This is a genomic window from Stenotrophomonas sp. ATs4 (assembly GCF_051861585.1).
GTDB lineage: Bacteria > Pseudomonadota > Gammaproteobacteria > Xanthomonadales > Xanthomonadaceae > Stenotrophomonas > Stenotrophomonas maltophilia_AS.
The window spans coordinates 221375-231651 of record NZ_JBLYPK010000010.1; the positions used below are offsets into that span (position 1 = coordinate 221375).

Below are 10277 nucleotides of genomic sequence, written 5' to 3' on the forward strand. Positions count from 1 at the left end.
ACCGCTCCGGTCTTACTCGTCTGCTTCATCACCTGCCTGACCACCTTCACCCGACTGCACATATCCACCGCCCGGGCCGACCTTCACGTTGCGGGCCGGCACCACCGTGGAAATGGCGTGCTTGTAGACCATCTGACTGACCGTGTTGCGCAGCAGGACCACGAACTGGTCGAACGACTCGATCGTGCCCTGCAGCTTGATGCCGTTCACCAGGTACACCGAAACCGGCACGCGTTCGCGCCGCAGTGCGTTCAAGAAAGGATCCTGCAGCGATTGTCCCTTGGACATTGCACACTCCTGATTATTGTTCTTATTGGGTTGCCGGCGGTTGCCGCGGCCCCCGAGCCGCCCACCGACCGATGATGTTACACGGCTGGCGGGGGTTCAGCGTGCAACGAAGGTCGACACCGCGCGGGCCAGGCGCTCCTGATCCATATGGGGGTCGAACCAGCGCGCATCAAGCTCGCCGCGCAGCCAGGTCAGCTGGCGCTTGGCCAACTGGCGGGTGGCGAAGATCGCCTTGTCACGGAAACGGGCGGCATCACCCTCCCCGTCCAGGTATTCCCAGGCCTGGCGATAGCCGACCGCGCGCACCGCCGGCAGGTCCAGCGGCGCTTCCACGGCGGCCATTTCGGGCATCGCACGCAATGCCTGCACCTCGTCAAGAAAGCCCTGCGCCAGCATGGCGTCCAGGCGCGCCTCGATGCGCTGGTGCAGCACCGCGCGATCACGCGGGGCCAGGATCAGCTTGAGGGTGCGCACCGGCAACCGCGCCACGCCGGGCCGCCGCTGCCACTCGCTGATCGGGATGCCGGTCAGGCGGTAGACCTCCAGTGCACGCTGGATGCGCTGCGGGTCGGTGGCATGGATGCGTGCGGCCGCGACTGGATCGACCTTGGCCAGCTCAGCGTGCAAGGCTGTCCAGCCTCGTACGGCCGCTTCGGCGCTGAGCGTTTCGCGCGTCGCCGGATCGGCCTCCGGCATCGGCGACAGGCCCTGCAGCAGCGCCCGGAAATACAGGCCGGTGCCACCGGCCAGGATCGGCGTTTTACCGCGCGCCACGATGTCCGCGACGACTCGCCCCGCATCGGCGGCAAATTCGGCCGCCGAATAGGTCTGCCACGGATCACGCAGGTCCAGCAGATGATGGGGTGCCTGCGCGCGCTCGGCCGCATCGGGCTTGGCCGAGCCAATGTCCAGATGGCGATACACCAGTGCCGAATCGACGCTGACGATTTCGCCATCCAGCTGCTGCGCCAGGGCGATCGCGGTGGCGGTCTTGCCACTGGCGGTCGGCCCCATCACGGCGATCGCCAGTGGCCGCCGGTCGATGCCCATCAGTCTTCGTCCGGCCAGCGGATCGTCGGCGTCGCGTCGGCGCGCGGCGTCGGCACCGCTTCGACCGCCTGCCAGATCTTCAGCGCATCGACGGTGCCGCCCACGTCATGCACGCGCACGATGCGCGCGCCACGCTGGACCGCGATCAGATGCGCGGCCACGGACGCCGCCACCCGTTCGGACGGCATGTCGCGGCCGGTCAGTTCGCCCAGGCTGCGTTTGCGCGACAGGCCGGCCAGCATCGGCACGCCCAGCTCCAGGAAACGCTCCGAGCGCGCCAGCAGGGTCATGTTGTGGGCGGTGCTCTTGCCGAAGCCGAAACCGAGATCAATCAGCAGATTCTTCTTCGCGATGCCGGCCATCTCTGCGGCGAACAGGCGCTGCACCAGGAAGCCATGCACCTCGGCCACCACGTCGTCGTAGTGTGGATCGGCCTGCATGTGGCCCGGCTCGCCCTGCATATGCATCAGCACCACCGGCACTCCACTTTCAGCGGCGGCCTCAAGCGCACCTTCCTGACGCAGGCCGAAGATGTCGTTGATCATGCCGGCGCCGGCCGGCACCGCCGCGCGCATCACCTCGGGCTTGAAGGTGTCGATGCTGATCGGCACCTGGGTACGAGCGGCCAGCTGCTCGATCACCGGAATCACCCGGCGCAGTTCCTCCTCGACCGATACGGGCGCAGCGCCCGGGCGGGTCGATTCGCCACCGATATCGAGCAGGTCTGCGCCTTCCTCGACCAGTTTGAGGCCATGTGCGACCGCGGCCTCGGTGGTGTCGTGCGCGCCGCCATCGGAAAACGAATCCGGGGTGACGTTGACGATGCCCATGACCCGGGCACGGTCGAGGCGCAGGATGCGGCCGGCGCAATCGAGCTGGGGCGAGGTATCGAACATGGGCAATCCTGCAGGGACAACGGCGGGTAGTTTAGTTCGGCAGGGCGGCGCCCTGCACCCGCAGAGACCAGATCAAAAGCCAAAGCAAAGGCGAGATTCCGTGGTTGGGCGAGGCGGTGCCGGATTGCGGGGACGCCGCAAGTACGTCCTTGTAGGCTTGGCAGTCGCATCCATGCGGCTGACACCCCGCAATCCGCCACCGCCTCACCTCTGACAGATTTCCGCGATCGAGTAGATCCACGCCATGCGTGGATGCTCTTCGTTCAATTCTCGAAATATTCGATTTCGATGGAGATTCATCCACGCATGGCGTGGATCTACCGCGTCGACCAAGGTCGGCACCTACCAACAGCTGCCGGAATCTGTCAGAGGTGGGGCGCAGCCCTGCCGACACCCCCTCAACGGCGGCGGCGCTTGCGGTCCACGTACAGGGTCTTGGCGATGCTCAGCACGATGCCGACCCCGATACCCACCACGCAGCCCAGCAACAGGTTGTCTGCGCCAAGGCCTACGCCCACACCGACCACGGTGGCGATGACCATTTCGGCGGTGTGGGAAATCGGTTCGGGCTTCGGGGTGGACATGCAGGCTCCAGCGTCAGATCGGTTCTTCGGGATGGGCCGGCGGCCCAGAAACGACGAAGCCGGGTTGCCCCGGCCTCGTCTGGTATCACGTGCAGCAGGCCGTCAGTGCGACTCGGCCGGGCCGGCGATCGGCGGCAGCGGACGGGCGTCGCCACCCTTGTCGTTGCCACCGTCCTTGTTCGACTTGTTCCAGCCCATCGGCGGCGGCGGATCGCGGCCTTCCATGATGGCGTCGATCTGCGGCGCGTCGATGGTCTCGTACTGCAGCAGCAGCTGGGACATCGCGTGCAGCTTGTCCAGGTTGGCGGTCATCAGCTCGGTGGTGCGTGCGTAGGCTTCGTCGAGGATATTGCGCACTTCCTCGTCGATGCGGCGCGCGGTGTCGTTGGACACGCTCTTGTGCTGGGTAACCGAACGGCCCAGGAACACCTCGTCATCCTCTTCGCCATAGGCGATCGGGCCGAGCTGGTCGGACAGGCCCCACTTGGTGACCATGTTGCGGGCCATCTTGGTGGCGCGTTCGATGTCGTTGGAGGCGCCAGTGGTGACCTTGTCGGCACCGAAGATCAGCTCCTCCGCCACGCGGCCACCGTACAGCGAGCACAGCTGCGACTTGATCGCCACGCGGTTCATCGAGTACTTGTCGCCTTCCGGCAGGTACATGGTCACACCCAGCGCACGGCCGCGCGGGATGATGGTGACCTTGTAGACCGGATCATGCTCGGGCACCAGGCGGCCGACGATGGCGTGGCCGGCTTCGTGATAGGCGGTGAGGGTCTTCTCCTCCTCGCTCATGGCCATCGAACGACGCTCGGCACCCATCAGGATCTTGTCGCGGGCACGGTCGAAGTGGTCCATGCGGACTTCCTTCTCGTTGCCACGCGCGGCGAACAGGGCCGCCTCGTTGCAGAGGTTGGCCAGGTCGGCACCGGAGAAGCCCGGAGTACCGCGCGCGATCACCATCGGCTCGACGTCGTCGGCCAGCGGCAGCTTGCGCATGTGGACCTTCAGGATGTGCTCGCGGCCCTTCACGTCCGGCAGGCCGACCACGACCTGGCGGTCGAAACGGCCCGGACGCAGCAGCGCCGGGTCCAGCACGTCCGGACGGTTGGTTGCGGCGATGACGATCACGCCTTCGCCGCCCTCGAAACCATCCATCTCGACCAGCAGCTGATTCAGGGTCTGCTCGCGCTCGTCATGACCGCCGCCCAGACCGGCACCACGGTGGCGACCGACGGCGTCGATTTCGTCGATGAAGATGATGCACGGGGCATGCTTCTTGGCCTGCTCGAACATGTCGCGTACGCGGCTGGCGCCGACGCCGACGAACATTTCCACGAAATCCGAACCGGAGATCGAGAAGAACGGCACCTTGGCTTCGCCGGCAATGGCCTTGGCCAGCAGCGTCTTGCCGGTACCCGGCGGGCCCACCATCAGCACGCCGCGCGGAATCTTGCCGCCCAGCTTGGTGAACTTGGACGGGTCGCGCAGGAAGTCGACCAGTTCGCCCACTTCTTCCTTGGCTTCATCGCAACCGGCGACGTCGGCGAATGTGACCTTGATCTGGTCCTCGCCCTGCAGCTTGGCCCGCGACTTGCCGAAGGACATCGCGCCCTTGGCCCCGCCGCCACCGCCCTGCATCTGGCGCATGATGAACAACCAGAAACCGATGATCAGGATGACCGGCAGGAAATTCATCAGGATCGCGCCGAGGGAGATGCCGCTGGACGGCTCTTCCTGCACGATTTCAACGTTTTTGGTTCGCAGCACGTTGATCAGGTCACGATCGAACGGTGCGGTGATGGTGGCCGACTGCCCACCGCGGGTGGTGTAGGTGAGCTGGCTGGTGCCGCCGCGCATGTCACCGCCGAAGGCGACCTTCTGCACGTTGCCGGTGTCCACCTGGTCCAGGAACTGCGAATACGACGCGCCCTGCGCCCCTGCCCCGGAAGTCTTGGGCGAGAAGCTCTGGAAGACCACCATCAGCACGACGGCGACGACCACCCATAGCAGGAGGTTCTTGGTCAAGTCGTTCATCCTCATTGGCTCCGGTGTTCCTCTTAGTGCTGGCGTTGCGTTGGGGTCGAACTTGCGTACGTTGCGAGCTTACTTCATGTGGGCGCGTTTTCCCTGACCCAAGGCATACACCTCGGGAGAGCGCTTGCGCGACGCTTCCGGCTTGCGGATGGAGACCTTGTCGTACCGGCGGCGCATGTCGCGCACGTAGTCGTCAAAGCCTTCACCCTGGAACAGCTTGATCAGGAATGCCCCACCGGTCTTCAGGTGGTTGTCGGCAAAATCCAGTGCCAGCTCCGCCAGGTGCATCATCCGCGGCTGGTCGACCGCGCCTACCCCACTCTTATTGGGGGCCATGTCCGACAGCACAAGGTCTACCGGCTGATCCCCGAGCATGGCTTCAAACTGCGATAGAACGGCTTCTTCCCTGAAGTCACCATGAAGGAACTCCACGCCAGCCAGCGGCGGCATGTCCAGAATGTCCAGGGCCAGCACGCGGCCGGTATCGCCGATCTGTCTCCGCACCTGCTGAGACCAACCGCCCGGGGCCGCGCCAAGGTCGACCACGACCATATGCGGCTTCAGCAGCCGGTCACGTTCGAGCAGCTCTTCAAGCTTGTAGGCGGCGCGTGAGCGCATGCCTTCGGCCTGCGCCTTCTTCACGAAGGGGTCGGAGAAGTGTTCCTTGAGCCAGCGCTGGCTGCTTTTGCTGCGGGTAGCCATTGAAAATAGGGGCTGATGGGGTCCTCATGATACCCTGATCGCCCCATTCAACCGTGTTTTCCTGCATGTCCATCGCCCTGACCGCTTCCCAGACCCGTTTCCTGCGCGGCCAAGCCCACGACCTGAAGGCGCTGCTGCAGACCGGCGGCAAGGGCGTGACCCCGGCCTTCATTGCTGAGCTGAACGAAGTGCTGGAGCGCCACGAACTGGTCAAGGTGAAGGTCGCTGCTGAGGATCGTGACGCCCGTGACGTGATGATCGGTGAGATCGTCGCCGCCACCGAGAGTGCGCTGGTGCAGCGCATCGGCCACGTCGCCGTGCTGTACCGCCCGAGCAAGGAACAGCGCCAGATCGTGCTTCCGCGCGGCTGATCGCCCTACTGCCATGCAGCTGAACCACGAACCGCCCGATTACGCCTACAGCCTGCGCGCTGCCGACGGGCGCTCGGCCAAGGTCAACGACCAGGTGCTGGGCAGCAGCTTCTTCCTGACCCCGGACCAGTTGGTCGAGCAGTGGCCGGTGACACGTGCCGGCGAGCTGCAGCTGGCCGACCTGGAGCCGATCCTGGCACTGAACCCGGCGCTGATCGTGCTGGGCACCGGTGACCGCCAGGTGTTTCCGCCGGCGGTGGTGATGGCGGCCTGCCTGACCCGAGGCATCGGCCTGGAAGTAATGAACAATCCGGCTGCCGCGCGCACCTTCAACATCCTTGCCGGCGAAGGCCGCAAGGTTGCCGCCGCCTTCATTCTGGAAGGTTGAGGGCTGGAGCCGCCGGGCATGGCCCGGCGCTACCCTGGATCACACACCGCCTGTAGCGCCCGAGCCCGTGCTCGGGCGACGCCGCATCGCGGCGCAAAGTCGCCGGGCATGGCCCGGCGCTACCGTACCTGCCCGCGCTAGCGCGCCGGCAGGTACTGCTGCGGGTCCACCGGCTTGCCGTTGTAGCGAATCTCGAAGTGGACCATGTCGCGGTTCGCACCGGTACGGCCCATCTCGGCGATCTGCTCACCGGCCTTCACGCTCTGGCCTTCATTCACCAGGCGCTTGCGGTTGTGGCCGTAGGCCGACAGCCACTGGTCGCTGTGCTTGATGATGATCAGCTCGCCGTAGCCGACCAGGCCGGCGCCGGAATACACCACCACGCCATTGGCAGTGGCCTTGACCGCCTGGCCGCTGGTGCCCGCGATGTCCACGCCCTGCTTGGTCGCGTCGCCCGCCACGTAGCGGCCCACGACGGCACCATCGGCCGGCCAGCGCCAGGCGATGTTGCTCTTCACCGGCCCGGCCGGCGCCGTGGTCGGCGCGGTACTGCCTGCGCTGCTGCCGCCGGAACGCGGCGGAGTCACCACCGTGGTCGGTGCGCGACCACCGCTGGCACCTGCCGGATACAAGCGGATCACCTGCCCCGGATGGATTGACGAGGGGTTGTCCAGGCTGTTCCAGGCAATCAGGTCGGCCGGCGTGATGTCGTGGATGCGGGCCAGCGCATAGATGGTGTCACCCTTGCGCACGACTACGGTCTGCCCCGGCTTGGGCACCGAGGTCTTCGGCGTACTTACGCCGCCACTGGTCGCGCCACCCGGGCGGACCACGGTAGCAGTGCCGCAGGCGGCCAGGGTGGAAACCAGCAACGCCAGCGCGCCGATGCGCACTCCCTTGCTCAGACGATCAGGATTCATGCGAACTTCGACCTCCAGACAAGCCAGGCGATCAGCACCACCACCAACGCGGTGGCGATCCAGCCCAGCGGTTCAATCCAGCGGCGCAACGCCGCTTCGGCACGCGCACCACCGATACGGATGACCGCGGCCAGCACGAACACGCGCTTGCCACGACCGATCAGCATGCTCAACAGGTACTGCGGCATCGGTACGCCGACGATACCCGATGCCCACGTGAAGACCTTCATCGGGATGGGCATGAAGCCACCCAGCACCAGGAAGGTGAACACTGCCCACGGCGACTCGGCCATCTTGGCCTGCACGGTGGCGATGCCCTGCTCGATGGCTGGCAGCATGCCCAGCGCTTCGAACAGCGGCTTGATTGCCTCGAAGGCGAAGTGACCCAGCGCGTAGCCAATCACCGCGCCGACCATCGAACCGGCCAGGCTGAGAGTGGCGAACCACCAACCACGCTTGGGTTGGGCCACGCACATCGGCGCCAGCATCACTTCCGGCATCACCGGAAAAATGATCGCCTCGAAAAAACTCAGTACCGTCAGGTAGGTCGGCGCGCGTTCGTGCGCCGCCCACTTCATCGCCCGCTCGTACAGCGGCCCGAAAATCTTCATGCAACCCTGCTCCGTGGATTAGTCCAGCATGCCAGACAGCAGCGGCACGAAGGTGACCGGCGCCAGCACGTGCTGTTCGATGCTGCCGTCGGCCTTGCGGTCCAGCTGCACCAGCGACTGCGCACTGGGGCCACCCACCGGGGCCACCAGTCGGCCGCCTTCGGCGAGCTGTTCGATCAGTGCATCGACCAGCGCCGGCGCCGCTGCGGTGACCACGATGGCATCGAACGGACCATGCTCGGCCCAGCCAACGCGGCCGTCATCATGCTTGGTACGGATGTTCATGCCCAGCGCACGAAAGCGCTTGCGCGCCTGCCGCAGCAGGTCGCCGATGCGCTCGACGGTGTAGACCTCCAGCCCCAGCGCACCGAGGATGGCGGCCTGGTAACCCGAACCGGTGCCCACTTCCAGCACCCGTTTCGGCGAGACCTGGAGGATCGCTTCGGTCATCCGCGCGACCACCCAGGGCTGCGAGATGGTCTGCCCATGGCCGATCGGCAGGGCGGTGTCTTCGTAGGCACGGGAGGCCAGCGCCTCATCGATGAACAGATGGCGCGGAACCACCCGGATCGCATTCAAGGTGGATTCGTCGGCGATGCCCGCTTCGCGCAGGCGGTCGACCAGGCGGTCACGCACGCGCTGCGAGGTCATGCCGATACCGACAGCTTCCGGCTGCAGGCGCAGGCGTGGGCTCATGCCGGCTGGTCCAGCGCGGCGCTGAGGCCGCCAACCCAGCTGGCAACCTTCTCCAGCGCCTGGTAGCGGGTCAGGTCGACCTGGATCGGGGTGATCGAGATGTGGCCGGTACGCACCGCATGGAAATCGGTGCCGGGGCCGGAGTCCTGCTCACGACCGGCCGGGCCGATCCAGTACACCTCGTTGCCGCGCGGGTCCTTCTGCGCGATGCAGCCTTCGGCGCGGTGGCGGTTGCCGAGGCGGGTGACCTCGAAGCCCTTGACCTCGCTCCAGGGCAGGTCGGGCACATTGACGTTGAGGATGGTGTCAGCGGGCAGCGGATCGGCCTTGAGCCGGGCGACGATCTCCACCGCGGCACGCGCGGCGGTCTCGAAGTGCTTCGGATCGTGGTTGCGTGTGACCAGCGAGACCGCGACCGCCGGCAGGCCGAGGAAGCGACCTTCCATTGCCGCCGAGACGGTTCCGGAATAGATCACGTCGTCGCCGAGGTTGGCGGCATTGTTGATGCCGGACACGACAATGTCGGGTTCGAATTCAAGCAGGCCGGTCAGCGCCAGATGCACGCAATCGGTCGGTGTGCCGGCTACGGAGACGGTGTAGTGGTCGATGCGCTTGAGGCGGATCGGCAGGTCCAGGGTCAGCGAATTGCTGGCGCCGGAACGGTCGCGGTCGGGTGCGACCACCGTCACTTCGTGGCCGGCTTCGCGCAGGACCGAGGCAAGCATCCGGATGCCTGCGGCGTCGACACCGTCGTCATTGCTGACCAGGATTCGCATCTTCGATTTAAGCGCTTGATTTTCCAAGAATTCGATTCCATCACCGTGCAGTGTGGGCGGGACCGTCGCGCTCCCCTGCGGAAGCCGTCGACCCTGCAAGGGCATCGTCTATTGTGCCGCATGCGAGCCGCCGGTCCTACCCTGCCGGCGGTCACAGCCGACATCGAATCGTCATAGGCAGGCTCACGCCGGCGGTTTACCCTGTGCGCATGTCGCACCCTGAAGATGAAGATCCGGCCGCATTGTTCCGTGCGGCGATCGGCGAAGTGACGCCGCTGCGCAAGGAAGTCGAGCCGGCACCCGCCGCGCCACGACCGAAACCGCGCGCGCGCATGGCCGAGCGCGACGAGGCTGAAGCCGCCGGTGAGTTCGCCCGGCTGCTGCGCGACAGTACACCGCTGGAAGCCGGTGACGTGGCCAGTTATCGACGCGACAACCTGCCACCGCGGGTGTTCCAGCGGCTCAAGCGTGGCCAGTACTCGGTACAGGACGAACTGGACCTGCATGGAGCAACCGCGGCGCAGGCGGAGGCGCTGCTGCGCCAGTTCCTGCTGGAGGCGCATGCACACGAATATGGCTGCGTGCGCATCATCCACGGCAAGGGCCTGCAGTCCGACGGCGGCGCGCCGGTGCTGAAGAACCTGGTCGATCGCCTGCTGCGGCTGCGCAACGACGTGCTGGCGTTCCATTCGGCGCCGACCGGGCAAGGCGGTACCGGTGCGATGCTGGTGCTGCTGGCGCGTCGGTGAGATAACGCATCCACGCGTGGCGTGGATCTACTGACGGCCCATCCACGCGTGGCGTGGATCTACTGACGGCCCATCCACGCGTGGCGTGGATCTACTGACGACCCATCCACGCGTGGAGTGGATCTACTGACGGCCCATCCACGCATGGCGTGGATCTACTGACGACCCATCCACGCGTGGCGTGGATCTACTGACGGCCCATCCACGCG

Annotated in this window: 13 protein-coding genes; 3 read left to right on the forward strand and 10 right to left on the reverse strand. The window is 66.0% G+C overall.

Features of this window, described 5'->3' with window-relative positions; all coding sequences use genetic code 11:
* Positions 1-12: 12 nt before the first annotated feature.
* From hfq to rlmE, 6 genes are all read right to left on the reverse strand, one after another.
* Positions 13-288: an RNA chaperone Hfq gene (gene hfq, locus ABR323_RS18165; RefSeq protein ID WP_004152891.1), complete on the reverse strand. Its 276-nt coding sequence runs from the start codon at positions 286-288 to the stop codon at positions 13-15.
* 96 nt (positions 289-384) lie between these two features.
* Positions 385-1338, reverse strand: a complete 954-nt coding sequence (gene miaA / locus ABR323_RS18170) for a tRNA (adenosine(37)-N6)-dimethylallyltransferase MiaA (RefSeq protein WP_439450293.1) — start codon at positions 1336-1338, stop codon at positions 385-387.
* Entirely contained in the window at positions 1338-2234 is an 897-nt protein-coding gene (gene folP, locus ABR323_RS18175; protein ID WP_439450294.1) for a dihydropteroate synthase, read from the reverse strand. Before folP ends, miaA begins: the two co-directional genes overlap by 1 nt.
* 398 nt (positions 2235-2632) lie before the next feature.
* Positions 2633-2818 carry a hypothetical protein gene (locus ABR323_RS18180; protein ID WP_135273106.1) on the reverse strand — a complete coding sequence of 62 codons (186 nt, stop codon included), beginning with the start codon at positions 2816-2818 and terminating at the stop codon, positions 2633-2635.
* Positions 2819-2920: 102 nt separating this feature from the next.
* Entirely contained in the window at positions 2921-4855 is a 1935-nt protein-coding gene (gene ftsH / locus ABR323_RS18185; RefSeq protein WP_167796794.1) for an ATP-dependent zinc metalloprotease FtsH, read from the reverse strand.
* A 69-nt stretch (positions 4856-4924) separates the two neighbouring features.
* Complete coding sequence (gene rlmE / locus ABR323_RS18190; RefSeq protein WP_005409014.1) at positions 4925-5557, reverse strand: 23S rRNA (uridine(2552)-2'-O)-methyltransferase RlmE; 633 nt, start codon at positions 5555-5557, stop codon at positions 4925-4927.
* Positions 5558-5622: 65 nt separating this feature from the next.
* On the opposite strand from rlmE, the gene yhbY reads away from it, so the two are divergent.
* Positions 5623-5928, forward strand: a complete 306-nt coding sequence (gene yhbY, locus ABR323_RS18195; RefSeq protein WP_006431650.1) for a ribosome assembly RNA-binding protein YhbY — start codon at positions 5623-5625, stop codon at positions 5926-5928.
* Positions 5929-5941: 13 nt separating this feature from the next.
* Positions 5942-6316 carry an Mth938-like domain-containing protein gene (locus tag ABR323_RS18200; protein ID WP_439450295.1) on the forward strand — a complete coding sequence of 125 codons (375 nt, stop codon included), beginning with the start codon at positions 5942-5944 and terminating at the stop codon, positions 6314-6316.
* A 137-nt stretch (positions 6317-6453) separates the two neighbouring features.
* Here the strand turns inward: ABR323_RS18200 and ABR323_RS18205 are convergent, their stop codons facing one another.
* Genes ABR323_RS18205 through surE form a run of 4 tightly spaced genes read right to left on the reverse strand, consistent with a single transcriptional unit; the run spans position 6454 to position 9319 of the window.
* A complete protein-coding gene (locus ABR323_RS18205) occupies positions 6454-7236 on the reverse strand; it encodes a peptidoglycan DD-metalloendopeptidase family protein (RefSeq protein WP_439450296.1) in 783 nt (260 codons plus the stop codon).
* Complete coding sequence (locus ABR323_RS18210; protein ID WP_439450297.1) at positions 7233-7847, reverse strand: YqaA family protein; 615 nt, start codon at positions 7845-7847, stop codon at positions 7233-7235. The genes ABR323_RS18205 and ABR323_RS18210 overlap by 4 nt, the downstream gene beginning before the upstream one ends.
* Positions 7848-7865: 18 nt before the next feature.
* Positions 7866-8543 (reverse strand): protein-L-isoaspartate(D-aspartate) O-methyltransferase, encoded by a 678-nt coding sequence (locus tag ABR323_RS18215; RefSeq protein WP_135273100.1) that lies wholly within the window; start codon positions 8541-8543, stop codon positions 7866-7868.
* Entirely contained in the window at positions 8540-9319 is a 780-nt protein-coding gene (gene surE / locus ABR323_RS18220; protein ID WP_010485979.1) for a 5'/3'-nucleotidase SurE, read from the reverse strand. The genes ABR323_RS18215 and surE overlap by 4 nt, the downstream gene beginning before the upstream one ends.
* Positions 9320-9528: 209 nt before the next feature.
* Here surE and ABR323_RS18225 point away from each other — a divergent pair, with 209 nt between their 5' ends.
* Positions 9529-10068: a Smr/MutS family protein gene (locus ABR323_RS18225; protein ID WP_439450298.1), complete on the forward strand. Its 540-nt coding sequence runs from the start codon at positions 9529-9531 to the stop codon at positions 10066-10068.
* Positions 10069-10277: the final 209 nt, after the last annotated feature.

Bases quoted from the DNA above. Each gene is read 5' to 3' on its own strand.
- hfq (WP_004152891.1), bottom strand. From the start codon at position 288: ATGTCCAAGGGACAATCGCTGCAGGATCCTTTCTTGAACGCACTGCGG.
- miaA (WP_439450293.1), bottom strand. From the start codon at position 1,338: ATGGGCATCGACCGGCGGCCACTGGCGATCGCCGTGATGGGGCCGACC.
- folP (WP_439450294.1), bottom strand. From the start codon at position 2,234: ATGTTCGATACCTCGCCCCAGCTCGATTGCGCCGGCCGCATCCTGCGC.
- ABR323_RS18180 (WP_135273106.1), bottom strand. From the start codon at position 2,818: ATGTCCACCCCGAAGCCCGAACCGATTTCCCACACCGCCGAAATGGTC.
- ftsH (WP_167796794.1), bottom strand. From the start codon at position 4,855: ATGAACGACTTGACCAAGAACCTCCTGCTATGGGTGGTCGTCGCCGTC.
- rlmE (WP_005409014.1), bottom strand. From the start codon at position 5,557: ATGGCTACCCGCAGCAAAAGCAGCCAGCGCTGGCTCAAGGAACACTTC.
- yhbY (WP_006431650.1), top strand. From the start codon at position 5,623: ATGTCCATCGCCCTGACCGCTTCCCAGACCCGTTTCCTGCGCGGCCAA.
- ABR323_RS18200 (WP_439450295.1), top strand. From the start codon at position 5,942: ATGCAGCTGAACCACGAACCGCCCGATTACGCCTACAGCCTGCGCGCT.
- ABR323_RS18205 (WP_439450296.1), bottom strand. From the start codon at position 7,236: ATGAATCCTGATCGTCTGAGCAAGGGAGTGCGCATCGGCGCGCTGGCG.
- ABR323_RS18210 (WP_439450297.1), bottom strand. From the start codon at position 7,847: ATGAAGATTTTCGGGCCGCTGTACGAGCGGGCGATGAAGTGGGCGGCG.
- ABR323_RS18215 (WP_135273100.1), bottom strand. From the start codon at position 8,543: ATGAGCCCACGCCTGCGCCTGCAGCCGGAAGCTGTCGGTATCGGCATG.
- surE (WP_010485979.1), bottom strand. From the start codon at position 9,319: ATGCGAATCCTGGTCAGCAATGACGACGGTGTCGACGCCGCAGGCATC.
- ABR323_RS18225 (WP_439450298.1), top strand. From the start codon at position 9,529: ATGTCGCACCCTGAAGATGAAGATCCGGCCGCATTGTTCCGTGCGGCG.